23 protein-coding genes are annotated in these 26,097 nt (G+C 65.4%); 7 read left to right on the top strand and 16 right to left on the bottom strand.

Annotated elements, in window-relative coordinates; translation table 11 throughout:
* Window positions 1-11 precede the first annotated feature (11 nt).
* The 9 genes from SL003B_RS15940 to SL003B_RS15900 all read right to left on the bottom strand — a co-directional run bounded on the left by SL003B_RS15940 (window position 12) and on the right by SL003B_RS15900 (window position 8,646).
* A complete protein-coding gene (locus SL003B_RS15940) occupies window positions 12-1,115 on the bottom strand; it encodes a saccharopine dehydrogenase family protein (protein WP_013653893.1) in 1,104 nt (367 codons plus the stop codon).
* Between the two features lie 8 nt (window positions 1,116-1,123).
* Window positions 1,124-1,897, bottom strand: coding sequence for an amino acid ABC transporter ATP-binding protein (locus tag SL003B_RS15935; protein WP_013653892.1), 774 nt, complete (start codon window positions 1,895-1,897; stop codon window positions 1,124-1,126).
* Window positions 1,898-1,915: 18 nt separating this feature from the next.
* Window positions 1,916-2,581, bottom strand: a complete 666-nt coding sequence (locus SL003B_RS15930; RefSeq protein ID WP_013653891.1) for an amino acid ABC transporter permease — start codon at window positions 2,579-2,581, stop codon at window positions 1,916-1,918.
* 191 nt (window positions 2,582-2,772) lie between these two features.
* Window positions 2,773-3,690 carry a 4-hydroxy-tetrahydrodipicolinate synthase gene (gene dapA / locus SL003B_RS15925; protein ID WP_013653890.1) on the bottom strand — a complete coding sequence of 306 codons (918 nt, stop codon included), beginning with the start codon at window positions 3,688-3,690 and terminating at the stop codon, window positions 2,773-2,775.
* Between the two features lie 39 nt (window positions 3,691-3,729).
* Window positions 3,730-4,473 (bottom strand): 4-hydroxy-tetrahydrodipicolinate reductase, encoded by a 744-nt coding sequence (locus tag SL003B_RS15920; protein ID WP_013653889.1) that lies wholly within the window; start codon window positions 4,471-4,473, stop codon window positions 3,730-3,732.
* 11 nt (window positions 4,474-4,484) lie between these two features.
* The gene (locus SL003B_RS15915; protein WP_013653888.1) at window positions 4,485-5,879 is read right to left on the bottom strand and encodes an aldehyde dehydrogenase family protein; all 1,395 of its coding nucleotides are present in this window, start codon (window positions 5,877-5,879) and stop codon (window positions 4,485-4,487) included.
* A gap of 13 nt (window positions 5,880-5,892) precedes the next feature.
* A complete protein-coding gene (locus SL003B_RS15910; protein WP_013653887.1) occupies window positions 5,893-7,227 on the bottom strand; it encodes an FAD-dependent oxidoreductase in 1,335 nt (444 codons plus the stop codon).
* Complete coding sequence (locus SL003B_RS15905; protein WP_013653886.1) at window positions 7,220-7,474, bottom strand: (2Fe-2S)-binding protein; 255 nt, start codon at window positions 7,472-7,474, stop codon at window positions 7,220-7,222. Before SL003B_RS15905 ends, SL003B_RS15910 begins: the two co-directional genes overlap by 8 nt.
* Complete coding sequence (locus tag SL003B_RS15900) at window positions 7,471-8,646, bottom strand: NAD(P)/FAD-dependent oxidoreductase (RefSeq protein WP_013653885.1); 1,176 nt, start codon at window positions 8,644-8,646, stop codon at window positions 7,471-7,473. Before SL003B_RS15900 ends, SL003B_RS15905 begins: the two co-directional genes overlap by 4 nt.
* Before the next feature lie 150 nt (window positions 8,647-8,796).
* Between SL003B_RS15900 and SL003B_RS15895 the strand changes: the two genes are divergently transcribed.
* Complete coding sequence (locus SL003B_RS15895; RefSeq protein WP_013653884.1) at window positions 8,797-9,726, top strand: LysR family transcriptional regulator; 930 nt, start codon at window positions 8,797-8,799, stop codon at window positions 9,724-9,726.
* 158 nt (window positions 9,727-9,884) lie between these two features.
* Window positions 9,885-10,709 (top strand): transporter substrate-binding domain-containing protein, encoded by an 825-nt coding sequence (locus tag SL003B_RS15890; protein WP_013653883.1) that lies wholly within the window; start codon window positions 9,885-9,887, stop codon window positions 10,707-10,709.
* 114 nt (window positions 10,710-10,823) lie between these two features.
* Here SL003B_RS15890 and SL003B_RS15885 read toward each other — a convergent pair whose 3' ends face one another.
* The 5 genes from SL003B_RS15885 to SL003B_RS15865 all read right to left on the bottom strand — a co-directional run bounded on the left by SL003B_RS15885 (window position 10,824) and on the right by SL003B_RS15865 (window position 16,488).
* Complete coding sequence (locus SL003B_RS15885; RefSeq protein ID WP_013653882.1) at window positions 10,824-12,107, bottom strand: TRAP transporter large permease; 1,284 nt, start codon at window positions 12,105-12,107, stop codon at window positions 10,824-10,826.
* A 75-nt stretch (window positions 12,108-12,182) separates the two neighbouring features.
* Window positions 12,183-13,193: a TRAP transporter substrate-binding protein gene (locus SL003B_RS15880; protein WP_013653881.1), complete on the bottom strand. Its 1,011-nt coding sequence runs from the start codon at window positions 13,191-13,193 to the stop codon at window positions 12,183-12,185.
* A gap of 27 nt (window positions 13,194-13,220) precedes the next feature.
* Window positions 13,221-13,715: a TRAP transporter small permease gene (locus SL003B_RS15875; protein WP_013653880.1), complete on the bottom strand. Its 495-nt coding sequence runs from the start codon at window positions 13,713-13,715 to the stop codon at window positions 13,221-13,223.
* A 36-nt stretch (window positions 13,716-13,751) separates the two neighbouring features.
* Window positions 13,752-14,891: an FAS1-like dehydratase domain-containing protein gene (locus tag SL003B_RS15870; protein ID WP_013653879.1), complete on the bottom strand. Its 1,140-nt coding sequence runs from the start codon at window positions 14,889-14,891 to the stop codon at window positions 13,752-13,754.
* Between the two features lie 37 nt (window positions 14,892-14,928).
* The gene (locus SL003B_RS15865; protein ID WP_013653878.1) at window positions 14,929-16,488 is read right to left on the bottom strand and encodes an acetate--CoA ligase; all 1,560 of its coding nucleotides are present in this window, start codon (window positions 16,486-16,488) and stop codon (window positions 14,929-14,931) included.
* Window positions 16,489-16,680: 192 nt separating this feature from the next.
* On the opposite strand from SL003B_RS15865, the gene SL003B_RS15860 reads away from it, so the two are divergent.
* Genes SL003B_RS15860 through SL003B_RS15850 form a run of 3 tightly spaced genes read left to right on the top strand, consistent with a single transcriptional unit; the run spans window position 16,681 to window position 19,110 of the window.
* Window positions 16,681-17,418, top strand: coding sequence for an IclR family transcriptional regulator (locus SL003B_RS15860; RefSeq protein WP_242390257.1), 738 nt, complete (start codon window positions 16,681-16,683; stop codon window positions 17,416-17,418).
* A gap of 17 nt (window positions 17,419-17,435) precedes the next feature.
* Complete coding sequence (locus SL003B_RS15855) at window positions 17,436-17,885, top strand: PaaI family thioesterase (RefSeq protein WP_013653876.1); 450 nt, start codon at window positions 17,436-17,438, stop codon at window positions 17,883-17,885.
* Complete coding sequence (locus SL003B_RS15850) at window positions 17,875-19,110, top strand: CaiB/BaiF CoA transferase family protein (RefSeq protein WP_041375589.1); 1,236 nt, start codon at window positions 17,875-17,877, stop codon at window positions 19,108-19,110. Before SL003B_RS15855 ends, SL003B_RS15850 begins: the two co-directional genes overlap by 11 nt.
* Before the next feature lie 54 nt (window positions 19,111-19,164).
* Here the strand turns inward: SL003B_RS15850 and SL003B_RS15845 are convergent, their stop codons facing one another.
* Window positions 19,165-22,176, bottom strand: coding sequence for a diguanylate cyclase (locus tag SL003B_RS15845; protein ID WP_013653874.1), 3,012 nt, complete (start codon window positions 22,174-22,176; stop codon window positions 19,165-19,167).
* Between the two features lie 612 nt (window positions 22,177-22,788).
* Here SL003B_RS15845 and SL003B_RS15840 point away from each other — a divergent pair.
* Window positions 22,789-23,964, top strand: coding sequence for a 4-hydroxybenzoate 3-monooxygenase (locus SL003B_RS15840; protein WP_013653873.1), 1,176 nt, complete (start codon window positions 22,789-22,791; stop codon window positions 23,962-23,964).
* Between the two features lie 71 nt (window positions 23,965-24,035).
* On the opposite strand, the gene SL003B_RS15835 is transcribed toward SL003B_RS15840, so the two are convergent.
* Window positions 24,036-25,238 (bottom strand): LysR family transcriptional regulator, encoded by a 1,203-nt coding sequence (locus SL003B_RS15835; protein ID WP_013653872.1) that lies wholly within the window; start codon window positions 25,236-25,238, stop codon window positions 24,036-24,038.
* 166 nt (window positions 25,239-25,404) lie between these two features.
* On the opposite strand from SL003B_RS15835, the gene SL003B_RS15830 reads away from it, so the two are divergent.
* Entirely contained in the window at window positions 25,405-26,079 is a 675-nt protein-coding gene (locus SL003B_RS15830; protein WP_148259330.1) for a cysteine hydrolase family protein, read from the top strand.
* Window positions 26,080-26,097 lie beyond the last annotated feature (18 nt).

Genomic DNA, 26,097 nt, shown 5'->3' with positions numbered 1-26,097 from the left:
GCCGCCGACCTTCACCCCGCTACGGGACGGACATCTCCGGGCGCTCCCAGCAGCGGGCGGATGAAGCGGCTGGCCAGCAGTCTGTCCGTGTCGATGCGGTGATGGGCGACGAAGCCGCGGGGGCCGATTGTGCCGGCCTGCAGCATCGACAGGAGCGTCGCGGCATAGCCGGCCGCAACCGACGTCAGGGCGTTGAATGGCGAGCAGGCCGCATTCGGCGAGAAGCGATGACAGATGGTCCGTTCCGTCGGCTGGCGTCCGCGGCAGCCGCGTGCCGTCACCACGAGCAGAAGGACGTCGTCTTCGATGACCGGCAGGCCGTTGTAAAGCAGCGACTTCAGCATGTCGCGGCGGTGACGCAGGCCGAGATCGTCGAGCAGGAAGCGCATGTAGTCGAGGTGGCCCGGATAGCGCAGGGTCTTGACGGTCACGTTCTTGGGCATGCTGTCGGAGAAGATCGCGAGATCCTCGATGCCGCCTGAGGTGACGAAGCCTTCGTAGGCGACGCCGTCGATGCTGAGCCGTTCATAGTCCTCGAGGGGAGTCAGTTCGACCACCTTGCCGTCGCGAATTGCGGCGCTCGGGCGGGTATATTCGTCGATCAGTCCGTCGACGTTCCAGATCTGGCCGTACCCGAGACGGTTGGTCGGATAGCGCGGAATGGCGCCGACCCGGACGGTGAGATCGGTGACGGGCGAAAAGGTGTCGAGCAGGTTGCAGGCGATGTTGCCGATGATGCCCGGCGAGACGCCGCAGCCGTTGAACACGGCGCGCTCGCGCGCCAGTGGCTCGAGCAGGCCGCGGGTGCGTGCCGTCGCGGCCGAGAAATCGAGATAGTGGACGCCGGCGCGGGCGGCTCCCGCCGCCACCTGCGCGAGCGCGGTTTCCGGAACCGCTCCGACGGCGACGTCACGGCCGGCGAGGACCGCATGGATTTCCTCCTCGCGGCCAAGAGCATGCGTCTTTGCCGCGCAGCCCAGGCCGCGCAGCCGGTCCAGGGCCTGTTCGGATCCGTCCGCAACCTCGACGTCGAAAGTCGGGTCGGCGGCGAGAGCGACTGCAAGGGCGGAACCGATGTTCCCGGCGCCGAATATGGTGATCTTCAAGGGCGACATGCGGGCTCCTATCCCCTGAACCGCGATACGAAGGCCTGCAGCCGCGGGTTGATCGGATTGAGGATTACGTCCTCGGCCGAACCCGTCTCCGCGATCACACCCTGATCGAGGAACAGCACCCGCGAGGCAACGTCGGCGGCAAAGGACATCTCATGGGTGACGATCGCCATGGTCATGCCCTTGTCGGCGAGATCGCGGATCACCGCCAGAACCTCGCCGACCAGTTCCGGATCGAGGGCGCTGGTGACTTCGTCGAGCAGAAGCACTTCCGGCTCCATGGCGAGGGCTCGCGCGATGGCGACACGCTGTTTCTGGCCGCCCGACAGGTGGTTCGGATAGGCAGAATGCTTTTCGGCCAGGCCGACCTGGGCGAGCAGGTCCATCGCCTGCTCCTCGGCCTCGCGGCGGCGGCGCCCGCAGACGACGACCGGGCCTTCGGTCACGTTCTGAAGCACGGTCTTGTGCGGAAACAGGTTGAAGTGCTGGAACACCATGCCGACATGCCGGCGCAGGGTGCCGATGCCGATCATGTCACCTCTGTCCTTGAACCGGTCGCCGACCGGCTTGTCACGGAAGCGGATCGTGCCGCTGGTCGGGGTCTCCATCATGTTGAGGCAGCGGATGAAGGTGGACTTTCCCGAGCCGGACGGTCCGATCAGCGCGACGACTTCGCCGCGCGCCAGCGATAGGTCGAGCCCCTTGAGGACCGTGTGATGGCCATAGGTCTTGTTCAGGCCTCGCGCCTCGAGGATCGGTGCCGGCGCCTGTGATGTGTCGGACATGTGCGTCGCTCCCTTTCCTCAGTCGCTCACGCGCAGGCGCCGTTCGATCCAGTCCGCGGCCTGGGTGAGCGGCAGCAGCATGACGATGTAGAGCACGGCCATGACGGAGTAGGATTCCAGCGGCCGGTAGGTCTGTCCGTTCACCACCGCGGCCATGTAGGCGAGGTCGGCGACCGAGATCACCGATACGAGCGAGGTGTTCTTGAACTGGATCACCGACTGGTTGATGAACGAGGGCAGCATCCGCTTGAGCGCCTGCGGTAGGATGATGCGGGTCATCGACTGCCACGGGTTCATGCCGATGGCGGCGGCCGCCTCGCGCTGGCCCTTGTCGATGGAGACGATGCCGCCCCGGAAGATCTCGGCATAGAAGGCGCCGACATAGAGCGACAGCGTCAGCATGGCCGCGACGCGGTTGTCGATGGAGCCGCCGATCAGAAGCGGAAAGGCGTAGTAGAACCACAGCAACTGGACCAGCAGCGGGGTACAGCGGAAGATCTCCTGGTAGATCCGGGCGAGGGCGTTGAGCGCCTTCCAGTGGGACAGTCGTGCGGCGCAGGTGACGAAGCCGATCAGGACGCCGAAGAAGATCGAGCCGAAAGTGTAGACGACGCTGATCCACAGACCCCAGAGGAACAGATCATAGTATTGCCAAACCGAGTGAAAGTCCCAGGTGTAGGTCATCTCGCGCCTCCGCTGCCGGTTGCGCGGACGAACCGGGCCGAGTGCGCAAGGGCTCCGGACCTGTCTGCCGTACGGTTCGCGTTCATCTCTGTTCCCTCTTTTTCTTGATGCCGGATCGCGACGGGCGCGAAGCCGGCTCTCGATAGTCCAACGGCGGCAATCCACCGGCAATGCAAAGCTGACGCGTCGGCTTAGCGCATTTCTTGGAAGGTCGCTGCCGCCGATCCGAAGCGGTTCAGGATGCCGGCGAGCCGCTGGCGGTTCGCTTCCGAGACAGGCACCAGCGGCAGGCGCAACTCGGGTCCGGCGAGGTTCGACAGCGCGAGGGCGGCCTTGACGGGACCGGGGTTGGATTCGATGAACAGGCCATCGGCCAGTTCGGCAACCAGTTCGTGAAGTCGAAGCGCACGATCGGTCTCGCCGTCGCGCCAAGCCTGGACGAGCGCGACCATCTCCCGGGGGGCGACGTTTGCGACGACGCTGGTGACGCCGACGGCGCCCAGGGAGAGGAACGGCAGGGTCAGTCCGTCGTCTCCCGAGTGGATGATCAGGTCTTCGCCGCAGGCAGCCCGCAGCTGGGTGACCCGGGCCGGCTGGCCGCCGGCCTCCTTGATAGCCACGATGGTGTCGTGAGCCTCCATCAGCGCCGCGCAGGTCTGCGGCGCGATTTCGACGCCGCAGCGCCCCGGCACGGAATAGAGCATGACCGGAAGACCGGTCGCGGCGGCGGCCGCTGCGTAATGGGCGACGAGCCCCGCCTGGGTCGGCTTGTTGTAGTAGGGCGTAACGATGAGCAGCGCGTCCGCGCCGGCCTTTTCGGCCTGCCGGACCTTCTCGACCGTCTTGCGCGTGTCGTTCGCCCCCGCCCCCGCCATGACTAGGGCACGACCCTTGGCAAGGCGCACGGTGCGCGCGATCAGCGCGACGGCCTCGTCGTCGGACAGTGTCGCCGCTTCGCCGGTGGTGCCGACCGGCACCAGCCCGGCGACGCCGGCCGCGATCTGGCGCTCGACCAGGGCGTCATAGGCTTCGTAGTCGATCTCTCCATTGCGGAAGGGCGTGACCAGCGCGGTGAACACGCCGCTGAAGCGGTCGGCAAGTGCGGCCATGGATAGAATCCTCGTGGTTTCAGGGTCGCGAATGATGGGTTATGCACGCAGGCTGTCGGCGAGACTGAAACGTCCGCAGGCCGGGGCCTTCGCGACCAGCCACTGTGCGGCCGACAGCGCGCCTTCCGCATAGGCGGCCAGCGTGTGGACGCGATATGTCAGCACGACCTCGGCCGAGCTGAGGTCGAACCGCACCTCGTTGACGCCGACCGTGTCGGTCTCGCGATGGACGGCAATTGGCGGCTCGGAGGCGGCAAAGCCCATGGCGCGGGAGCGCTCGCTGGCGATCCCTTCAGCCAGAAGGCGTGAGGTTCCCGACGGCTCGGCCTTCTTGCGGGCATGATAGGTCTCCGCAACCCGTGCCTCCGCGCCCGGCATCTGCCGGGCGAAGCCGAGGGCCGCCTGCCGGAAGGCCTCGAAGCCGTGGGCGAAATTGGCGCTGATCAGCATCGGCCGGTAGGCGCAGCAGGCGCTGAGGCGGGCGTCCTCATCGGCCGTGAAACCGGTCGTGCCGATCACAACGGGAATAGGCTTGGCCGCCATGTCGGCCTGCAGGGCGAGGCTTGCCGCCGGCGTCGAGAAGTCGATGATGACGTCGCAGTGGCTCTTCATCGCCGCCTCGGGGGGCCGGTATTCGACGCTGCCGCCGGCGACCGGCGTACCGATCAGGCTCGATCCTGGCGACACCAGCGCGGCAGCCAGTTCGAGACCAGGGTTCGCGAGGATCAGTTCAACGAGGCGGGTTCCGACGCGGCCGGAGGCGCCCAGGATGCCGATGCGCATGGCTTCCCTCCTCAGTCTATGACCACTTTCGGCTCGGACATTTCCCGCAAGGCGATGCGCACGCCCTCGCGGCCGAGGCCGCTGCGCTTGACGCCGCCGAAGGGGACATGCTCCGCACGGAAGTCCGGGCCCTCGTTGATCATCACGCCGCCGACGACGAGGTCGCGGGAGAACATTCTGATCAGCGCGTGATCGTTGGTGAACACGCCGGCCTGCAGCCCGTAGGCGCCGGCGTTCACTTCGGCGATCGCACTGCGCGCGTCGTCGAAGCTACGGATGGCGATCACCGGTCCGAAAGTCTCGTCCGCGATGACCGGCGCGTCGGGACCGACGCTGGAGATCACAGTCGGCGCGACCAGCGTCTGCTCCCGCGGGCCGCCGGCCAGCAGACGGGCGCCGCAGTCGACGGTCGCCCGTACCCGCTCCTCGACGATCCGCGCTGCCGCGTCGTCGATGACCGGCCCCATGTCGGTGTCCTCGCGCGACGGATCGCCGAAGGTGACGGCGGCGACGGCGGCCAGCAGCCGGTCCGTGAACTCGGCTTCGATGTCCGTGTGCAGGTAGAGCTTCTTGACCGCCGCACAGCTTTGTCCTGCGATTTCGAAGCGGTGGCCGACAGCCGTCGCGACGGCCCGGTCCAGATCGGCGTCGGGCAGGACGAACAGCGGGTCGTTGCCGCCCAGTTCCATCAGGCAGCGTACCAGGCCGCTGGCGTTCTTGAGCGCCAGTCCGGCCGAAGGACCGCCGGTGAAGGACAGAAGATCGATGGGGCCGCGGGCGATGGCCACGGCCGTTTCGGCACCGCCATGCACGATCTGGAAGAGATCCTGCGGCCAGCCCGCCCTGACCGCCAGTTCGTACAGCCGCGCGGCGGCCAGAGGCGCCTTCGGCGACGGCTTGGCGACCACGGCGTTGCCCGCCGCGATCGCGGGGCCGAGCTTGTGGCACAGGAGGTTGAGGGGATAGTTGAACGGCGTGACGGCGCCGACCACGCCGACCGGCTCGTAAGTGATCGTCGCCAGCCGGTCCGCGCCGCCCTCGACGATCGCGCAATGGACGGCTTCGCCGTCGAGGAAGGTGGCGGCGTCGCCGGACAGTTTCAGGGTGTTCTGGGCGCGACGCACCTCGTTGCGGGCCTCGCGGATGGTCTTGCCCATTTCCATGCTGATCAGCCGGGCGAGCGTATCCGAGTCGCCGGCGATTTCTGCCGCCAGGGCGTCGAGCAGGGCGCGCCGCTCCGCCGGCGTCGAGCGGCGGAACGCCGCCTGGGCCCGTTTGGCGCGCAGGATCGCCTGAAACACCTCGGTCGGAGGCGTGACGCCCACTTCGCCGACGACGGCGCCGTTGAACGGGTTTCGAACGGTGATCTCACCAGTCTGTGCAAGAGCTGCAGCCTTAAGGGTCATTCAGAAAGTCCTCTCACTGGTCCGGTTCGTCGTGCGGGCGGATGAGGGCGCCGATGGCTACGGGCCGAACCGGCCAGCGCTGACCGGTCAGGTCGCGTACGCCCACGTCGCGTTCGGCAGGCCTCAGTTCGTTCATCAGGGTCGCGACATTGGCCGCGCAAAACCGTCCCTGGCACGCCCCCATCGCGAAGCGGCCGTTCAGCTTGACCTCGTGTCCGGACGGCAGATCCGGCTCGGCGAGCAGGCTGCGCAGGTCTGCCACGGTCCGGCCTTCACAGCGGCACAGCACTGTCTCATCCGGCAGGTCCGCAAGCGGGCTTGCGCCGCCCACGGGGGCAAACAGCCGGCCGATCAGTGTCTGGGCATGGCGCATCGACGCCAGCGTGCGATCCATCCGCCGGGATGCATCGGCTTCGCCGGTCAGCAGCGCTGTAACCCGTTGCGTGGTCCGACGCCCGTCGGCCTCGGCGGCAACTGCGCCCAGGGCTTCGCGGCAATCACCGGCACGCAGGACGATCGGCCCGTGCCCGGACGCCGCCCTGTCTGCGGGCAGGCCGAAGTCGTTGGAGCGAATGCCGTCGTGCAGGGCGATGCGGTCCGCGACGATGTCGTGCTCGCCTCCTCTCCGGTCCCGCACCGACGCCACGAGGGCGCCGGCCGCAGCCGTGATGCGTTGCACACGCGTGCCGCGCATCCACAGGACACGCGCCTTGACGATGTCACGGAGATAGGCGGCGGCTTCCTGCATCAGTGCGGGATGAGCCAGCATGCCGGCGCCCGAGACGGGATGGGCGAGGGGATCACCGGCCTCGACGACGGCAACTGGCGGATTGCCCATGCGGATCATCTGTGCGGCTAGCGCGAGCAGCAGGGGACCGGAGCCGGCCAATAGGACGCGCCCCTGCGGGGGACGGCCGGTTTCCTTCATCATGACCTGCAGCCCGCCGGCCGTAACGACGCCGGGCAGATCCCAGCCGGGTCGCGGCAGGACTTTCTCCACCGCGCCGAGAGCGAGGATCACCGCACGGGCGTTCAGGGCCTCCAGACGTCCGGCTTGCCGGTCTTCGACAAGGGCGAGGCCCGCGGCGTCGATGCCGAGGAATACGCTCGACCTCCTGACCCGGATGCCGGCGGTCCGGACGGCGTCCAGCAACGCATCACGCCGCTGAAGGGCTGCCGGAGATTGCGGAACCGGTGCAGCACCTTCCATCGGAAGGCGATAGATGGCGCCACCGAGCGTCGAACGCTGTTCGACCAGGTCGACCTTCAGGCCGGAGCGAGCGGCCGCCACCGCGGCCGCCATGCCCGCCGGTCCGCCGCCGATCACGAGGACATCGAGATCAGACATCATCGTGCTCCAGGCTTTCGATTCGCAGTCCGTCGCGCGCCAGCGTCAGGCAGGCCTCACGGGCGACGCCGTCGATGCGCACGAGACAGCCCTGACAGGCGCCGATGCCGCAGAAATAGCGCGTCGGCCGGCCGAGGGCATCGGAGCCGAAGCTGCTCAGGCCGGCCGCGTCGAGGGCCGCCGCGATGGTCTCGCCCTCGCAGAACGGGATTTCCCGTGAGTCCCAGAAGAAGCGCTTCGTGCTCATGCCGGCACCCTGCAGGCTGAAAAGCGGGCGGGATCGAAGGCGGACAGGTCGATGTCGGGCGTCTCGCCCTTCACCAACTGGCCGACCGCCTTGCCGATGATGGGGCCAAGACAGATCCCGTCCCCTTCGAAGCCAGTGGCGATGAAGGCGTTGTCGAGGCCGGGCAACCGACCGACCAGCGGCAGTCCATCGGCGACGGCGGTGCGGGCACCGGCGAATGTCCGCAGCAACCTTATATCGGCAAGTGCCGGCAGCAGGACCAGCGCGTCGGACAGGATCCTCGAGACAGCGTCGAGGTCGTTCGTGCGCTTGTCCGCATGATCTTCGCGCGTGCCGCCGATCAGGAACTGGCCGGTCCGCAAGGGATCGATGACCAGCCCGATGCCGCGGCTCGGTGTGCTCGCGCCGCCGGTATGGCTGCCCTTGCTGAGCAGGTAGCGTCCCGACATGAGGGCACCGGGAAGGGCCGCGTTGAGGGAGGGTGCGCGCTCGGTGATCAGCAGTTGCCCCTTGCGGGGAACGAGGATGTCGCGAAGTCCGAGCAGGTCGGCTGTGCCGTTGCCGGTGGCGAGGATCACGACGTCGGCATGGAGGGGACCGCGCGACGTCTGGACGCCGACGACCCGGCGACCGCCCGGGTCGATGATGAGGCGCTCGACCGCCGTGCCGCGACGAACCTCGACGCCGGACGCGGTCAACAGGCGGTGAACGACCCGATAACCGATGGCGTGACCTTCGTCATGGACCTCGATCGCCATGCGGGTCGCCGGCGAAAGCACCGGAAGTTCCGTGCGCAAGCCGCCGCCGGTCAGTTCGCGCACCCTGACGCCTGCCCAGGACAGGGCGGCGGAATGGGCCGTCAGAACCTCGCATTCCGCGTCCGACGTCGCCACGATATAGGTCGAGCGGGTCTTGTACAGATCCGCGAACAGGCCATCGGCAGACAGTTGGCGATAGAGTTCGGCACCCGCGAGCGCCGCGGTCATCAGCGGCCCCGGACGCTTGCTTGCGACCGACACCGCGCCATCGGCGGAGCCGCTTGCTTGGGCTGCGGGCGCTTCGGCATCGACCACCTGTACCGAAACCCCGCGCTGCGCCAGGAAGTAGGCGACGGCAGCCCCGACGATGCCGGAACCGGCGATCAGGGCGGAAGGGGGACGTGGAACGGGCATCAGGTGGAACCGGCATCCTGCTTGTGACGGTCCGATATTGGTGGCCGCAGGTTCAGGGCGTCGATACAAGAACACGGCCTTGCTTGTTCAAGAATTTTGTATCGGGTAGAAGCGCTGAGGCCCCTAAGTCTGACGGCAGGGGAGTCATCAATGGCCAAGATCAGCCTCACCCTGATCCAGACATTCTACCAAGTGGCGCGCCACGGCTCGTTCTCGGGTGCGGCGCGAGACCTGAACCTGAGCTACCAGTCCGCCGCCAACCATGTGCGGCGTCTCGAGCAGATCCTGAACGGCAAGCTGATCGAGTCCGAGCAGGGCGCGAAGCGCATCTCGCTCACCCCGCGCGGCCGGGCGCTCTACAGTCTGCTGCATCCAGAACTCGACATAATGCTCGAGCGGCTGACCAAGTTGATCGAGAGCCAGCGCTCGTCGCTGCGCGTCGGTATGCCTCAGGCGATCTTCTTCTATCTGTTCCCGAAGGTGCTGGCGCGGTTCCGGGAGTGCTTTCCGGACATGGAGTTCGCGGTCTATGAACGCGACACCGTGCTTGCCGAACTGGTCAAGAACGGCAGCCTCGACGTGTGCATTTCGGAGCGCTACTTCGGTGACCCGGTGGTTCCCCAGCGTCTGCTCGGAAGCTACCGCCTGAGCCTCGTCTACCCGCGCTCCTGGGGCGAGCCGCCGGAGCAGAAGGACATCCAGGCCTGGGCGACCGACCGGCCGTTCATCACTTACGAGCCCGGCCAGACCCTGCGCAATCTGGCGGTCGATTTCCTGGGGCGGGACGGGGCGATCGTGCAGCCGGTGATCTCCACGTCGGGAAGCTCCAGCGTGAAGCGCTGCGTCGAGGAGGGGCTCGGTTTTTCGATCATCCCGTCCTGGTGCGTCCTGCCTGAAGACGAGACGATCCGCAGCACCAGGCTGAGCAGCCTGCCTGAAGTGCGGGTCTATTTCGGCAGTGCCGGGTTCCTGCAGAAGCATCCGACCGTCCAGCAATTATTTGCCGATTGCCAGAAGGAACTGGTCGGCCCGGTGCTGGATCCGCCGCGCGCGCAGGACGCACCGCTCGGCCCGACCTGAGTGCCGACATATAAAAAACAGGATAAGTGCTTCGGGTTCTCTAGCATTGCCGCCCCTCGCTCAGGGGCTACGCTGGTTCCAGCCACGCTAACCGCGACGGGAAGGCTCTGTCTGCGGGGAGGGGCACAGACAATTCGGGGAACAGTGGAGATTCTTCTATGAACATCTTCGGAAAAATTTTCGGGGTGGCCGCCGTGGCCCTGTCCGTTCTGGGCGGGACGGCCAGCGCCGGGACGATCGACGACATCCGTGCCCGCGGCGTGCTGCGCATTCCGGCGATCCTCAACGAGGTGCCGTATTTCAACAAAGATCCGCGCACGGGCGAATGGAACGGCTTCGTGATCGACATGGCCAGCGACATCGCCAAGATGCTGGACGTCAAGCTGGAAGTGGTGGAATCGAGCTGGGCCAACGCAATCCTGGACGTACAGAGCGGCAAGGTCGACATGGCATTTGCCGTCACGGCAACGCCGGTTCGCGCCCTGTCGGTGTCGTTCTCGGACCCGACCTACTACAACAGCTTCGTCATCGTTTCGGCCAAGGAAGAGATCGCCGGCAAGACCTGGAAGGAGCTGAACGATCCGAAGTACACCTTTGCTGTTGATCTCGGTTCCGCTCAGGACTTGATCACGCAGCAGTACCTGCCCAATGCCAACATCCTGCGCTTCAAGACCCGCGACGAAGCCATTGTCGCCGTGACCACCGGGAAGGCCGACGGCCTCGTCAACACGATGCTGAACGGCCTGGTCATCTCCAAGAAGGCGCCGACCATCGGTGCGGTCCAGGTGCCGACACCTGTCCTGTCGACGCCGTCGGTCATCGCGGTCAACTACGGCGGCGACGAGGTGTTCAAGAGCTTCGTCTCGGCCTGGGCCGAGTACAACCGCCGCATCGGCAACAACCAGACCTGGATCCTGAAGAGTCTGGAGCCCTTCGGCATCACGCTGACCGACATGCCGGTCGGCTTCGGCTTCGGAGGCTGAAGCCGCCAGCCGCCGGCGCGCTGCGCCCGGCGGAGCCTTTCCTCCCATCACTCGAGGCGCGCTTCGGTCAACCGGGGCGCGCCCCTTTTTCTGGGTCGGCAGCGTCCGGAGGCCCTACATCAGCCCCGGCAGCCAGAGCGTGATCTGCGGAAAGGCGATAAGAAGCCCGAGGATCACGAGTTCCATCGCGATGAATGGCAGGAGACCGCGGAAGATCACCCTCAGGGGTACCCGCGTCTGGGCCGCTGCCACATAGGCATTCAGGCCCAGCGGTGGGGTCAGAAGGCCGATCTCTACCGTCTTCGTGACGATGATCCCGAACCAGACCGGATCGAAGTCCAATGCCATGGCGGCCGGAAAGGCGAGTGGCATGGCCAGGGACAGGATGGCGAGCTGGTCCATGAACATGCCCATGACGAGCAGGATCAGCACCATGATCATCAGGATCGCGTAGCGCGGCATGTCGGTGTCCGATACCGCGGCCAGCACGGTCTGGGTGACCCGGGTGAAGGCGAGGTAGTTGGCGAAGATCGCCGAACAGGCGACGATGGCAACGATCATCACCGTCGCCCGGATGGCGTTGCCGAGCGAGCCGCCGAGCGCCCGCATGCGAAGCGTGCGTTGCGCCAGGCAGATCAGGAGCGAGCCGAGCACGCCGAGCGCGGCCGCTTCAGTCGGCGAGGCGACTCCGCCATAGATCGCGCCGATCACGGCCATGATGAGCAGGACCATGGGAAGCACCTGCCAGCTGACGCCCATCGCGTGTCCGAGCCGGAAGGGGTCACCCTTCGGCGCGTAGTCGGTGCGATGCGAGATGACCTTGATCACGGCTGCAAGTCCGAACGCGGTCAACAGTCCCGGGATCACGCCTGCGATGAACAGCTTGCCGATCGACGTCTCGGTCAGAACACCATAGACCACCAGCACGATGCTGGGAGGGACTACGACCGCCAATGTGCCGCCGACACTGACGACGGCGGCCGCCAGTCGATCATCATAACGGTGGCGTCGCATCTCGGGAAAGGCCGAGGCCGACATTGCGGCGGTCGACGCGGTGCTGCTGCCGACCAGAGCCGCTAGCAGCACCGCTGCGCCCACGGTGGCGACGGCCAGTCCGCCCTTCACATGACCAACCCAGGCCTGACAGGCGACGATGGCGCGGCGGGTGACGTCGCCCGCCGTCAGCAGTTCAGCCATAAGGATGAACAAGGGGATGGCGACGAGGACGAAAGAGGAGGCGGTGTCGAAGAACGTTCGTTCCAGAACGGCAAGTGCAGGGTTCAGTCCGATCTGGACCGCAAGGCCGACGCAGCCGGCGATCCCCATCGCGAAAGCGATCGGCATCCGCAGGATCATTAGGGCGGCGAGAAACAGGAGGAGAGCGAAAAAGGACAGCATCCGCGAGCAGGCCTCGTCAGGGAAGGGGCGGCCGGTTGCCCGGCCGCCTCGGACAGGAGGATGTAAGCGCCGACGCTAGTCGCTGGTCAGCATGCGATACTGCTCGAGCACGGCCTTTGCCGTTTCCTCGCCCCGGCCGATGCGCGTCAGCCAGTCGGCGCTGACATCGGCCATTGCGCTGCGCTGCGCGGCGAGTTCGTCTTCCGTGAACTCGTAGACGTCGATCCCCTGCCCGGTCCATTTCCCGGCAAGGTCTTCGATCGAATCGTCCTGTGCCTTGGCGACATGGGCGGCGACGTCCTTGCCGGCTTCGAGCATTGCGGTCCGCACGGCTTCGGGCAGACCTTCGAAACGGTCGCGGTGGACGACCATGACGAAGCTGTAGCCGCCGAAGGAGCCGTTGCGCGAGATATGTGTGACGACTTCCTGAAGGTTGTAGCCGGGAACCGAAGCCAGCGGGAACAGGATCCCGTCCAGCCGCCCGGTCTCGACGGCGGTGTAGACCTCGGGGCCCGGGATGCTGACGCCGACAGCGCCGAGGCTGCGTGCGGTCATTGCCTGGGTCGAGCCGGCCGTGCGGATGTTGAGATTGGACCAGTCGGCCGGACCGCCGAGACGCTTCTTGGCCAGAACCTGATAGGGCGGCAGGACGAAGCCGAAGATCGGAACGACGCCGGATTCCAGCAGTTCCTCGCGCAACGGGCCATCGGCGAGCATGGCCTGCAGCGCGGCCGTGCCCGTGACCGCCGAGCCATAGAAACCCGGCAGTCCGACAACCGAGTTCATAGGCAGGCTTTCGCCGTGGTAGATCGTTCCGATCAGCGCCGCGTCCAGGATTCCGTGGTTGACCGCGTCCAGCAGGGCGGCTGCCTTGGTTGCCTGCTCGGAGGGAAAATGCTCGAAGGTGATCTCGCCTTTGGTCGCCTCTTCCACGGCCTTCATCCAGCGGGTCGTGCCTTCGACCGACACGATGTGCGTCGTCGACTGGAAATCGCCCAGACGGAGGGTTTCGGCCTTGGCGGGGCCGGCGCCGAGCATGATCGCACAGGCCAGGGCAGGCATCATCGAACGTTTGAATTTCAACATGGGTTTCCTCCCGAATGCAGGGTCAAGTCATGGCGAGGCGTTTGACGCGCCTTCATTCAGTGTTTCGTAGAAGAGCCGCAGGACGAGCACCCCGCATCCCAGCGGGATCGCGGCGTAGGCCCATCCGAGCGGCCAGTCGATCACGCCGAACTCGATTTCTCCCCGCGTGAATGCCCGCAGAGCGAACTTGCCCGACATGTAGGTGACGGCGGCAAAGAAAGCCGCCGCCAGAAGCAGCCGGATCCGGCGGATCACATGCCCGGCCAGGCCGGGCATGTGTTCGGGCACGATGTCGAGTGCCAGATGCCCGCCATCCCGGAACACCCGCGACAGGGACAGGGTGGCAAGGGCAGGCATCAGATACAGTTCGGTCATCTCGAACTGGATCTGCACCGGCCGGCCGAATCCGAGCCGCATAAGTATGTCCGCGTTGATCAGCACCACCACGGCCGCGAGCGCCAGGCAGCCGCCGTAATGGAGCGTGTCCTCGATCCGTGACAGAAGCTTTCCGATGGCGATCACCTTCGTTCCTCCCCCGGCAACCGGCGTGCCGCCTCCTCAGCGCGTCGGCAGCTCGACGATGGCCGAGCCGATCGCGGACAGCTCCTGGTCCTGATTGACCGCCTGCTGGCGGATCTCCACCAGATGACGTCCGTCTTCGACGAACTTGCGTACCACCGTGCCGTCGATCAGCACCACGTCGCCTTCGGGGTTGTGACGGCGCACCTGGCACTTCGCCTGCCGCAGGAAGCCGTCGTCGCCCATCCAGTTGGTGATCTGGTGCGTCAGCCAGGAGCAGCGCTCGGGGCCGTAGTCGTAGGCGCCGGGCGCGCCGACCTCGAGCGCGAATTCTTCCTCCCAATGCACGCGCTCGGGACAGTCGGGAATGCCGAAGCGGTTCTTGATGCCGGCGCCCGGATGCTTCTGCTGCAACTGCCAGGCCAGCTTGTTGGCACGGATGTAGAGCCCGCCCCAGCCCTGGGCATAGGCGATGAAACCGGTCACGGTCATGGGACCCTTGACCATGGTCGGAAGTGGTTCGCCTTCGGTCACGTCCTGCCAGTAGCGCGGCTGCGCGCCGCGGACCTCTTCCTCCTCGTAGTATTTGTAGAAGCGGTCGAGTTCCTGCTGGCTATAGACACGCGGCTCCCTGGCCCGCGCCTCGCTGTACTTGGTGCCCTTTTCGCGGGCATGATCGCGGTCCGTGCGGAAGCACCAGCTGTCGGCGCTGGCGAGCGCGTCGCCCGTCTTCGCGTCGTAGAAATCGACGTGATATATCTGCTGGATGGCGCGGCCGGCAAAGCGCGTATCGTGTTCGACGAGGTCCTTGAGATAGGCTTCGGTGCGGATCTCGGTGTTGCGCGCGATCGGCTTGTGCCAGGTCCAGTCAGCGCCCGACCACATGGCATGCACGCCCGAAAGCCCGCCGACGTAGCCCGAAATGATGCGGCTGGTCGCGAACAGGAAGCTCGGCAGGGCAATGACGTCGCCAAACTTGGTGCCCTTGGCATAGTCCGGGTCGCACCACAGCGGGTTGTCGTCGCCAATGCCATGGGCATAGTGGCGGATGTTGTCGCGCGTCGCCTCGTAGCACCAGGGCTCGACGGTCTTGTCGATCTTCACGCCGATGCGCGCGCGCAGGTCGTCGAGGCCTTCCGGGGTTATCTTGGGAAACCGCCGGTGCAGGGTTTCGTTCATCTTTTCCTCCGTTCTGAGATTGAGCGATCGGCAGGCTTCACGCCGTGCCGACTTGTTCCCTCGCCTCGGCGTCGCGCAGGGCCTTGCGATTGACCTTGCCCGCGGGCGTCTTCGGCAATGCCTTCACGAATTCGATCTGGCGGGGGTATTCGTGTCGGCTGAGGTTCGTGCGCACGAGTTCCTGGATCTCTGCGACGAGATCTCCGGATGGCGCGCCTTTCAGGACCACGAAGGCTTTGACCACCTGGCCGCGAACCGCGTCGGGAACACCGATCGCAGCCGCTTCGGCGACCAGAGGATGGCGCAGGATGGCGTCCTCGATCTCCACAGCGCTCATGGTCCAGCCGGCGGAAATGATCACATCGTCGGCCCGGCCGGCATGATAGAAGTATCCGTCCGCGTCGGTGCGCCCGAGGTCCTTGGTCGGAAACCATTCTCCACGTCTGCGCAGCATCAGTTCGCCGATCTCGCCCGGCGCGACCGGCCTGCCATCGGGACCGTGCACCTCGACCTCGATTCCGGGAACAGGTTTGCCGAGAGACCCTTCACGCACCTCGAAGTCCGGCGCTCCGGGATAGTTGGCGAGGATCACGCCGATCTCGGTCGTGCCGTACATGCTGCAGACCTTGGTGCCGAACAGCCGCTCGACGTAACGGGAGGTCTCGCTGTCGATCGGTTCGCCCGTGAAGGACAGTTTGCGGATGGCGTAGCTGAAGACCTCCGCGCGCCCGGAATTGCGCATCATCCTGTAGTGCGTCGCGGCCGCTGACAGGTTGGTGATGCCGAAATCCTGCAGCGCCTTCAGCAGGCGGACCGGATCGAACCTGCCACTGAACGTGCCGGTGCTGACGCCGAGCGCCAGCGGCGCCAGCGTTCCATGCCACAGTCCGTGCCCCCAGGCCGGCGAGGAGGGACAGAAGAAGCGATCGCCCGGCCGGATGCCCGTCGCGTAGAGCGCCGCAACCATCAGCGTGACGATGGAGCGGTGGTTGTGACGCACGGCGGCGGGCAACAGGCGCGTCGTGCCCGAGGTATATTGGAGAACCGCCAGATCGTCGTCCGAGGTCTCCCAGTCGAACCGCTCGGGCAGATCGGCAATGGAGTCGAGGAACGCGTCGTCGGCGATGGTAACGCCCTTGGTGCCCGCCTGGATCGCGTCCGGTGCCTTCTCCGCGTTGGTGAAAAAGACTTCCGGCGTGCAGTCCTCGGCCCGCAGGCGGATGCCGTCGGGCCCGAACAGGGTGAACATCGGCACGGCCACCGCGCCGGCCTTCATGGCGCCGAAGATCGCGCAGTAAAAGGGCAGGGACGGTTCGATCATCACCGCGACACGGTCGCCCTTCTCGATGCCGCGACGCCTGAGATAGTGGGCGACTTGAGCCGAGCGCCGGCTGATCTCGGCGAAGGTAATCACCTCGTCGCGGCCGTCTGCATGGGCGATGCGCAATGCTACACGATCGGTGTCGGCATGCCGGTCGATACATTCATGCGCGATGTTCAGCCGATTCCGGTCGCCATCGAACAGGTCCCAGAGAGCCTCGTTCGAGAAATGCCTCTGGGCATCCGAATACGACGTGAACTCCGTCAGGCGCGTCATCGACCTTTTTCCTCCAGCTGTGGCCCGCTTGAACAGGCGACCCGTCCGAGCACGTTGACAAAGCTAGTGGCGGCATAAGATCATTGTCAATATGATATTTCCATTGTATATAGACAATGAAATCGCATTGTCTGGGAGATCAAAATGCTTGAAGAGGAGAGGGCATCCGCCAGCAAGCGCCAGGTGCCAGCGGTGACCCGCGCGATCGCCATCCTTCGTCAGCTTGCGCGGGAAGATGAGCCGATAGGGGTCAATCCGCTTGCGCGGGCGCTCGACCTGGTGCCCAGCACCTGCCTGCACATCCTGCGCGTCCTGCAGGACGAAGGCCTTGTCGCCTTCGACCCGGATACCAAGCGCTACTCCATCGGTCTGGGGATCTTGCCGCTGGCCCGGTCGGCGATTCAGCGCAACGCCTTCACGGCTCTTGTCCAGCCGCGACTGGATGAATTGTCGGCACAGTTCGGCGTCACCAGCATCGCGACCCAGCTCACGGATCCTGGGCACATGGTCGTTGTCGCCCTGTCGCACTCGACTTTGCCCTTCCGCCTGCAGGTCGACCTCGGCAGTCGGTTTCCGGCGCTGATCAGCGCGACCGGACGCTGCTTCGCCGCGTTCAACCGAATCGGCGAGAAGCGTCTGCGTGAGGAGTTCGACCGACTGGTCTGGGACCACCCGCCTGCCTACGAGGATTGGCTTGCCCAGATCGAGGAGACCCGCGCTCGCGGCTTTGCCGTGGACCCGGGCACTTACATCTCCGGAGTTACCGTCACGGCCGTACCGCTGTTCGACGCCAGCGGACGAATGACACGCAGCATCGTCGCCATCGGCATCTCCGAACGCGTGCAGGCAACCGGCGTGCAGGTTCTGGCGGACGCCATGCTGGCGATGCGGGACGATATCGCGAACATGCAGATCGGCATGGAGAACTGACAGGGAGGGCGTGCAGGGTGACGCAGGACGTTTTGGAGGAAAGGCAAGGGGAGGCATCTCCCTGGAAGGAAATGCGGGCAGGGCGGTTTCTGGACAGGATCGGACCGTTGCTGGCGGCACGTGACGACGGCGCGTGGCGCTACGGGCTGAGGGTGGACGACAGCCACACCAACCCGGTCGGGCTGGTCCATGGCGGAGTGATCTTCAGCCTGATCGACCATGCCATCGCGCTCGTTGCTTGGGAAGCGGCCGACCGCCATGCTGCGGTGACCCTTCAACTCGACACACGCTTTCTGGAGACCGCTCGGGCGGGTGATCTGCTGGAAGCCGGTGCGCGCCTGCGTCACCGGACGCACTCATTGCTGTTTCTCGACGCGGACGTGACGGTCGGAGGGCGTCCGATCGCCGCGGCTTCGGCCATCATGAAACTGGCGGGCAAGGGCGCGGGGCACCGGGATGAGCGATAGCAGCAATGAAACGGATCGGACAGGACCGCTCGCCGGGATACGTGTCCTGGATTTCTCGCGGATCCTGTCCGGGCCATACGCCAGCATGGTCCTGGCCGATCTCGGCGCGGATGTCGTCAAGATCGAGCCCATCGAAAGCGGCGACGAAACGCGCAACTTTCCGCCGTTCCAGGGACCGCTCAGCCACTATTACGTCGCGCTCAACCACAGCAAGAAGAGCCTGGCTCTGAACCTCAAGTCGCCGCGTGGGCTCGACATCGCCAAGGCGCTTGCTGCCCAGAGCGACGTCGTCCTGGAGAACTTCCGTCCCGGAGTGATGGATCGTCTCGGTCTCGGTTACGAGACCCTGTCAGCCGACAATCCAAGCCTCGTCTACTGCTCGATCACAGGGTTCGGTGCGGACGGCCCGCTGGCCGACAAGCCCGCCTTCGACATCGTCGCCCAGGCGCTTTCGGGCGTCATGAGCGTCAACGGCGAGCCGGGGGCGCCGCCGAGCAAGCTTGGGCTGCCGCTCGGCGACATGGCAGGCAGCATTTTCGCCGTATTCGGAATCCTGGCGGCGCTGCACGGCCGTCAGGTGTCGGGTCGCGGTCAACGCGTCGACATCGCCATGCTCGACGGACTGATCGCGATGCTGGGCTATCTGGCGCAGATCTACTTCGTCACAGGCGCAGCTCCGCAGCCGGTCGGGACCCGGCATCCCAGCATCGTCCCCTATGGCGCCTTTGCGACCAAAGATGGCCATGTCATCGTCGCCTGCCTCACCGAGCGGTTCTGGAAGAACTTCGCCGCCTGCCTGGGCATGGCCGAACTGGCCGAGGACCCGCGCTTTTCACCCTATCAACAGAGACTCGCGAACCGGGCCATCCTGGAACCGATGATCGAGACGCGCATGCGCGAGGACAGCACGGCCGTCTGGCTGGAGCGGCTGGCGCAATTCGATGTGCCCAATGCCCCCATCCTCAACGTTGCGGAGGCATTGCAACAGGCGCATGTCGTTGCCCGCGGCCTGGTCGAGACCGTTACTCACCCGGCGGCGGGTATCCTCCGTCTCGTTCGCGGTCCGATCCGCTTCGATGGTCAGGGACCGGCCCCCGCACAGCCACCCTCTCTGCTCGGCGAGGACACGGCGACGATCCTTGCCGCGCGCCTCGGCTACGATGAGGAGACGGTCGAGCAACTGGCGGTGGAAGGAATCGTCGGGCTGCCCGGCATGGCGTCTTAGGCGGTTCGTTCGGTTTGCGCGTGAGCAGGGCAGGCAAGCGCCCGGCCGGGCTGGTCAGGCGTTTGCGACCAGCCGGTTGCGGCCCTGGTTCTTGGCGTCGTAGAGACGGGCATCGGCCAGCGCGATGAAATCGTCGAGCGACTGCTCCGGCGCCGGAACGGCCGCGTGGCAGCCGATGCTGACGGTCAGGTGGCGCAGGCCCGCCTCGGTCTCGACGGGCGTGCTGTCCACTGCCGCGCGCAGTCTTTCCAGATGGCTTCGGAAGTCCGCCGCAGTCCCGCCCATGGTGTAGACGACGAATTCCTCGCCGCCATAGCGGGCAACCGTATCGCCGTTGCGCCGGAAATGTCGGTGAAGCATGTACGCCAGACGCTGGAGGCAGAGGTCACCGGCGACGTGTCCGACCTCGTCGTTGACGCGCTTGAAATGGTCGACGTCGACCATTGCGATGGAGAAAAGCCAGCCGTTGCGCTGGCACAGGCCGAACTCCTCCGTACCCCGGGTATCGAAATGCCTGCGGTTGAACAGGCCGGTCAGGCCGTCGGTGATGCTCACGGCATGCAGTTTCTGGTTGGCCGCGTTCAGCGCCGTGTTCAGCGCATAGAGCTTCCGGTTCCAGTAGAGAAACATGGCAAGCAGCAGCGCCGCGACGCCGGCCATCTGGAGCAGCAACGTGTAGTCGACCGTCTGCTCGAGGGGCACGAGGATCTGCTTGTTGAGGAGGACCTGCACCTCGTCCTGGTCCAGGTCCGCCACCAGCTTTGTGAAGATCGCGTCCAGGAGCGGCTCGTCGGCGCGGGTCGCAACGACTGCCGATGCATGTTCGGCAATCCGTCCCGAGATCTTGATGTCGTTCGCCCCCATCGTCGTGATCAGGTAGCCGAGCCGGGCCAGCGTGCCCAGCAGGGCATCCAGCCGGCCTTGCTGCACGAGCCGCAGCCCCTCGTCCTCGCTGGCTACCTCGACCAGCGTGACCTTGGGATAGCGTTGCCCGAGCAGGTTGGCCGGAACTCGGCCCGGCACCACGCCGACCGTCTGTCCGTCGAGGTCCCGCATGCCGTCCACGAATGGCCTGTGCAGTTGGGTCGCGACGGCGATCGGCAGTCGCAGATAAGGGGTGGTGACGTCCCAGCCGTGGACCAATATCCCGGCTTCAAGGGCGAGCGGCACGACGTCGCAGCCGAGGCGACGCGCTGTATCGAGCGCATTGCCGCCGCCTTCCGCGGTCACTGCCTGCCACGCGAAGCCGCCCCGCGTCGCCAGAAGCGACATGATGTCCGGTGCCAGTCCGCTCAAGGTGCCGTCCTTGCCGGCCGTCGCGAAGGGCGGCATGTCTGGGTCGAGGCAGACCTTTACGACGCCTTTTGCATCCAGATAGGCGCGTTCCTCTGTCGTCAGGGGCGCCCGCTTGGGGGCGGCTCCGGCGAGCCTCGGCCCCAGCCAGTTCGTCTCCAGTGCCGCCCACCGCGACAGCGGCATGGCGCTCATCGCTCGGTCCAGGATGCTCTTGACGAAGGGATACTGCGGCGAGACGCCGAACCGCAGGTCCTCGCGCTCGACGCCCTCCATCTCGAATTCGCCGCCGATCTCGATGTTGATCAGACCAAGGCGACGCACGATGGCATTGCCGTTGCTCAGGGCGACGATGGCGGCATCTACTTCGCTTCTGGACAGAGCCAGCACGATGTCCTCCTGCGTGGAATAGGTGCGGACATTGCCGAGACGCGCCTTCAACTTGTCGGCGTAGTAGATGTCCTTGCCGATGCCCACGGATTTCCCGGCCAGGGACTCCAGGCCCGTGTAAGGGCCGAACCCCGAGCGCACGAATACCGCGTTCGGAATGCGATGGTATTCCTGGGAAAAGAGCGTGTAGTCGGCGCGTTCGTCGGTGCGGGAGATGTTGGCGATGATGTCGAGGTCACCGGCCTTGAACCGGGCCAGCAGGTTGGACCAGTTGTCGTACACCGGGTTGAGTACCAGCCCCGTCTGGGCGGAAATGTCGTGGGCAAGATCCACGGCCAGTCCTTGGCCGCGTCCGTCGGCCAGGAAACTGAAGGGTTCGTAGTCGCTGATGAAGCCGATCGAGAGCGGCGGTGCCGATTCGATGAAGTCTTGCTCCTCAGGTAACAAGCGCAGCGGCGTGACGGACGGTGCGTGTCCGCTGCGATAGGCGAGCCAGCGCTCGGTGGTCGCCGCGAGTTCGTCGGTCGCAAGCGCCGCGACGGCCTTGTTGAGAACACCGTGCAGGATGGCCTTGTCGCGGTCGTTCACGTCCTTGAGGACGCCGAGGCGGAAGTCTTCCAGGGCGACGTCGGTGAGCGGCAGGCTGCCGGCCGCGATGACATTCGAGAAGCCGTTTTCACGAACGAAGAAATTGCCCGTCATTTCGGCGGCGAGCACGGCGTCGACCCAGCCGAACGCGACCGCCGCCATCAGGTCGCGGTAGCTTGCATAGTCAATGGCTTCGATACCGGCCTTGTGCAAGGCAGGAGCGTAGTAAATGTCCTTGATGATACCGACACGCTTGTGCCGGAGGGCATCGACGCCGCCGTCGTCGGCAAGGGGGCGGTCGACGTTGTGGAACAGGACCGTCCGCCGCAGGTGGTAGGCGTCGGTGAAGTCGATGAAGCCGCTGCGTTCTTCGGTCCTGGAAATGTCGGCGATCACGTCCAGTCCGCCGCTGCGGAAATCGCCGTAGATCTCGTGCCAGGTGCCCATGCGGATCTCGAAGGACAGGCCCGTCGCCGCTTCCAGACGGCGCAGCACGTCCACCGTCCAGCCCATGATCTGGCCGTTTCGGAAGAAGGAATAGGGCTCGTTGTCCGACACCACGCCGACGCTGATCGTGGGATTGGCCTCGGTCCATGCCCGTTCCTCCGCGTCAAGGTCCGCCGATGCGGCGCGAGCCGCCGCGACGGCGCCCGGAAGTGCGCCTCCGGGGAGGGCAAGGCTCAGGATCAGGCACAGCACCAGAAACGGGAGCAGGCGGCGGGCGATCGAGATCGGTGCCGGCGCCAGACCGGCACGCCGGTCTGCACATCGCTTCAGGAAAACCGATCGTCGCATCCCGCATCCATCCCTTGCCGTTGTGGCGAGCGCCGCCCCGAGTGTTTCCTGCACCGCACCGGAACCCAGCCTGGAGGTCTGGCAGCTACCCTATCGCGCGCAATCCTTGAAAATTCCGAGCGAAGCCTGCCGAGGAGTCGATCGGCGCACAGGCGGATCGGGAAGGACGGATTGAGATGCAATTTGGAATGCGCAATCGGAGTGGTCTGCATGAGTCACTGCCCGAACTGCCTGCCGGTCAGGTAGGCCGCTGCCCAAAACCTCCTAAGACCGGCGAGCCGCCGATGCGACGCTGGACCGTGCGGTCGATCCTTGCGTGACCCGTGTCTGCAGTGTCGTTGATGGTATCCATACCGTTTCGTCCATGAATAAAATCTTACGGGACATTCACCGCACCGGATGGTGGACCAGGCGACTTTTCGGCACCCGTCCGTCGGCTGCCCGGCCGGGAACGGATCTGTCAGCGCTTCCGCAGCGGAGCAGCCCAAATAAGGAAATTCGATACATCCATTCGGCTTTTGCGATGGCTCCGGCGGCGTTCGAAAGTTAGCAATCGTCAGGACGCCTGCAGTTGGCGCGCGTATCCATCCTCAATTCAGGTGAGCAGATCCCATGAGAACACAGGTTGGCATCATCGGCGCAGGCCCGGCAGGATTGTTCCTGGCCCACCTTCTGAAGCAGAAGGGCATCGAGTCAATCGTACTGGAGGCGAAGTCCCGCGACTACGTGGAGGGCCGGGTCCGCGCCGGCGTTCTGGAAGCGTCGACGATCGATGTCATGGATCGCCTGGGGCTTGGTGACCGCATGCACAGGGAAGGGCTCGTGGATGAGGGGCTCGACATGCGCTTCCGCGGCCGCACGATCCATCTTGACCTGCCGGACCTGACCGGCCGGTCGGTGATGATCTATGGTCAGCAGGAGGTGGTGAAGGACCTGATAGCGGCGCGGCTCGCGGCGGGTGATCCGTTGCATTTCGAGGCGCCAGTGTCGCGTCTTGCCGGCCTGGACAGCGCCTCGCCGCAGATCCATTACGCCGAGAACGGTGAGGAAAAGGTCCTGACTTGCGATTTCGTGGCAGGCTGCGATGGCTTCCATGGCGTCAGCCGCGCCTGCGTGCCTGAGGACCTCATGAAGGTCTATCACCATGCCTATGACTTCGCCTGGCTCGGCGTTCTTGCTAGGGCCAGGCCCTTGAGCGACATGACCTATTCCAACAGCGACCGCGGCTTTGCCCTGTGCAGCAGGCGGTCGATGCAGGTATCGCGGCTCTATCTCCAGGTCCCCTCGACCGAACGACTGGAGGACTGGTCAGACGACCGGTTCTGGGACGAACTGCATCAGCGCATGTTCGACGACGACCGCAGCGAGGTCGCGGAAGGCGAGATCTTCCAGCGCGACATGGCGCATCTGCGTGCCTTCGTGGCAACGCCCATGCACTACGGGCGCCTCTACATGGCCGGCGACGCGGTTCATATCGTGCCTCCGGCAGGCGCCAAGGGGTTGAACATGGCCGTCGCCGACGCCCGCGTGCTCGCCGCCGCCTTGGCCCGGTACTACCGGGACAACACCTCGGAGATGCTGGACAGCTATACCGATCGCTGTGCCGAGCGCGTCTGGAAAACGATCCGCTTCTCGACCGCCCTGACCGGGTTGTTGCACCGGTTCAGCGACCAGACCGAGTTCCAGCGCGAACTGCAGCTTTCCGAGCTTGAGTACATTTCGGGGTCGCGCGCCGCGCAGCAGAGCATCGCCGAGCAGTATGTGAACCTCAGCAACGTCGACATCTAGGACGTGGGTTCGCGACCGCCAGTCCGGCGGGCTCATGATGTTTGTGCAGTTCAATGTGCCGGCTGAGCGCCTCACAGACGGCCGATGGCCTTGAGGTTTTCCATGAGGAGGCGCGCGGCGATCGACGGGCTCGACGTCGCGCGTTGCAGGATGCCGATTCCGCGGCGGGTTTCGGGAAGGTCCAACGGCAGGACAACGAGGTCGCCGGCGTCTATCTCGCGCTGGAACAGATGCGTCGAAACGGCCGTGACCATGTCGCTTTCGAGCAGCAGGCCGCGCGTGATGGCGAGATCCGCGGTTTGCACCGTGACGGACGGCGCCCCCAGGCCGCGGATCCGAAGGGCTGTTTCCAGGAGATCTCGCGTCGGTGCGCCGGGCTGCGGCAGTACCCAGGCCACGTCGAGGAGGTCGGCCGGCTGAAGGGTCTTCCTGCGACTCAACGGGTGTCCCTGCCGCACGACCAGCGCCAGCACGTCGTGAGTGATCGTCTCGCCGACGAGACCGATGACATGCTCGGGCGGACGGAGTGCGCCGAGGATGAAATCGATGTCGCCGCCACGCAGCAGCGTGGACAGATGGTCGAAACTGCCCTCCACGGTCCGAACGGACAGATTGGGATAGCTTTCCGTCAGCTGGATTATGGCGCGCGGCAGGAGGCGCGTGCGGCCGAGCGACAGGGTTCCGACCGTTACGTCACCCGAAATCGCACCGTTCAAAGCGCTGACCTCGGCCTCCGCGGCGCGTATTTCGGATAGGGCGCGCCGGATGTGCACGGCAAGCAGCGAGCCGAGCGCAGTCGGCTTGATGCCGGTCGGCGTGCGCGTGACGAGATTGACGCCGAGTCCGACCTCGAATTCCCGCAACGCCTGGCTCACCGCCGGTTGCGAGATGCCAAGATGGTCGGCGACGACACCCATGTGCTGGTTCTCGATCAATTCGATATAGGCGACGAGGCGCTGCCGGCTCATGGACAGCGTGAAAACCGACGCGTGATCGTTCCAGCCGGACGGTCCACAGACGGAGGCAAAGCCCTGTTTGGCGGCATTCATCTCCGCAAAGGCTCGGTCCACGCGCTTCAGCAGGGCATGTCCGAACTCGGTCAGGAGCATCCCCAGCGGGCGCCTCTCGAACAGCGTGACACCAAGGTCCCTCTCCAGTTCTCGGATCGAACGGGTGACGGCCGACTGGGCCCGTCGGACGACGCGGCTTGAGCGGACGACGGTGCCGGTCTGGGCGACGGCGACGAAGGCGCGAAGATGCTTCGGATTGATCATGGTCAGGCGTGTCCGGACGCAAGACAGGGAGGCGGCATAAGACTTTTAGATAGCATCGTGGCGTTTTTCACATAGGCAAACGCCGCCGGCAAAGGAATTCTGTAGCGAGCAGGCTCGATGAAGATGTCGTCCGGATATGTGGAAACCGATGTTCAGGGAAGAGTTGATGACCAAGCCAGTGCCGTTCCAAATGCCTCAGTATGTCATCGATCGCGTCATGAAGAAGCGCGGCCGCCTGCGCGTTTTCGACCGGTTCGATGCCTGCGAGAGCGCGCTGGTCGTCGTCGACATGCAGAGCTTCTATGTATCCGACGTTCCGCCTGCCATCGCGATCATCCCGAATATCAACCGCCTTGCCGATGCCTTTCGCGCCCGCGGCGGCCTGGTTGCCTGGGTCAAGATGACCGCCGGACGGGACGGCGAGAGCCTGTGGCCGCTGTATCACGACTACTTCTTTACCGAGGTCAACGCCGCCCGCCATCGCGACAATCTGACGGAAGGTGCAAGCGGCCACGAGATCCACCCCGATCTGGCGGTCATGCCGGAGGACATCTGCGCCAGCAAGTCGCGCTTCAGCGCCTTCCTTCCAGGCAAATCCGAACTGCCGGAGATGCTGGCGGAGCGCGGGATCCGCAACGTTGCGATCACCGGCATGCTGACGAACTTCTGCTGCGAGACCTCGGCCCGCGACGCCATGATGCTCGATTACCGCGTCGCCATGGTGTCCGACGCGAACGCCGCGCGCTACGAGGAGGATCACAACATCGGCTTTTCGACCGTGTACCAGAGCTTTGGCGACGTCGTCACGACTGACGAGATGGTCAACGAAATCCTGGTCTAGGGTCAGGCATGGTCATCC

The organism is Polymorphum gilvum SL003B-26A1, assembly GCF_000192745.1.
GTDB lineage: Bacteria > Pseudomonadota > Alphaproteobacteria > Rhizobiales > Stappiaceae > Polymorphum > Polymorphum gilvum.
Note: the sequence above shows the minus strand (reverse complement) of the source record. Positions and strands in the feature narration are given on the sequence as shown.

Coding starts and splice junctions, on each gene's coding strand:
- SL003B_RS15885 (WP_013653882.1), bottom strand. CDS start 12,107: ATGCTGTCCTTTTTCGCTCTCCTCCTGTTTCTCGCCGCCCTAATGATC.
- SL003B_RS15850 (WP_041375589.1), top strand. CDS start 17,875: ATGAGCGATAGCAGCAATGAAACGGATCGGACAGGACCGCTCGCCGGG.
- SL003B_RS15905 (WP_013653886.1), bottom strand. CDS start 7,474: ATGAGCACGAAGCGCTTCTTCTGGGACTCACGGGAAATCCCGTTCTGC.
- SL003B_RS15880 (WP_013653881.1), bottom strand. CDS start 13,193: ATGTTGAAATTCAAACGTTCGATGATGCCTGCCCTGGCCTGTGCGATC.
- SL003B_RS15935 (WP_013653892.1), bottom strand. CDS start 1,897: ATGTCCGACACATCACAGGCGCCGGCACCGATCCTCGAGGCGCGAGGC.
- SL003B_RS15920 (WP_013653889.1), bottom strand. CDS start 4,473: ATGCGCATCGGCATCCTGGGCGCCTCCGGCCGCGTCGGAACCCGCCTC.
- SL003B_RS15910 (WP_013653887.1), bottom strand. CDS start 7,227: ATGTCTGATCTCGATGTCCTCGTGATCGGCGGCGGACCGGCGGGCATG.
- SL003B_RS15870 (WP_013653879.1), bottom strand. CDS start 14,891: ATGAACGAAACCCTGCACCGGCGGTTTCCCAAGATAACCCCGGAAGGC.
- SL003B_RS15865 (WP_013653878.1), bottom strand. CDS start 16,488: ATGACGCGCCTGACGGAGTTCACGTCGTATTCGGATGCCCAGAGGCAT.
- SL003B_RS15845 (WP_013653874.1), bottom strand. CDS start 22,176: ATGCGACGATCGGTTTTCCTGAAGCGATGTGCAGACCGGCGTGCCGGT.
- SL003B_RS15830 (WP_148259330.1), top strand. CDS start 25,405: ATGACCAAGCCAGTGCCGTTCCAAATGCCTCAGTATGTCATCGATCGC.
- SL003B_RS15895 (WP_013653884.1), top strand. CDS start 8,797: ATGGCCAAGATCAGCCTCACCCTGATCCAGACATTCTACCAAGTGGCG.
- dapA (WP_013653890.1), bottom strand. CDS start 3,690: ATGGCCGCACTTGCCGACCGCTTCAGCGGCGTGTTCACCGCGCTGGTC.
- SL003B_RS15915 (WP_013653888.1), bottom strand. CDS start 5,879: ATGACCCTTAAGGCTGCAGCTCTTGCACAGACTGGTGAGATCACCGTT.
- SL003B_RS15940 (WP_013653893.1), bottom strand. CDS start 1,115: ATGTCGCCCTTGAAGATCACCATATTCGGCGCCGGGAACATCGGTTCC.
- SL003B_RS15835 (WP_013653872.1), bottom strand. CDS start 25,238: ATGATCAATCCGAAGCATCTTCGCGCCTTCGTCGCCGTCGCCCAGACC.
- SL003B_RS15890 (WP_013653883.1), top strand. CDS start 9,885: ATGAACATCTTCGGAAAAATTTTCGGGGTGGCCGCCGTGGCCCTGTCC.
- SL003B_RS15840 (WP_013653873.1), top strand. CDS start 22,789: ATGAGAACACAGGTTGGCATCATCGGCGCAGGCCCGGCAGGATTGTTC.
- SL003B_RS15900 (WP_013653885.1), bottom strand. CDS start 8,646: ATGCCCGTTCCACGTCCCCCTTCCGCCCTGATCGCCGGTTCCGGCATC.
- SL003B_RS15930 (WP_013653891.1), bottom strand. CDS start 2,581: ATGACCTACACCTGGGACTTTCACTCGGTTTGGCAATACTATGATCTG.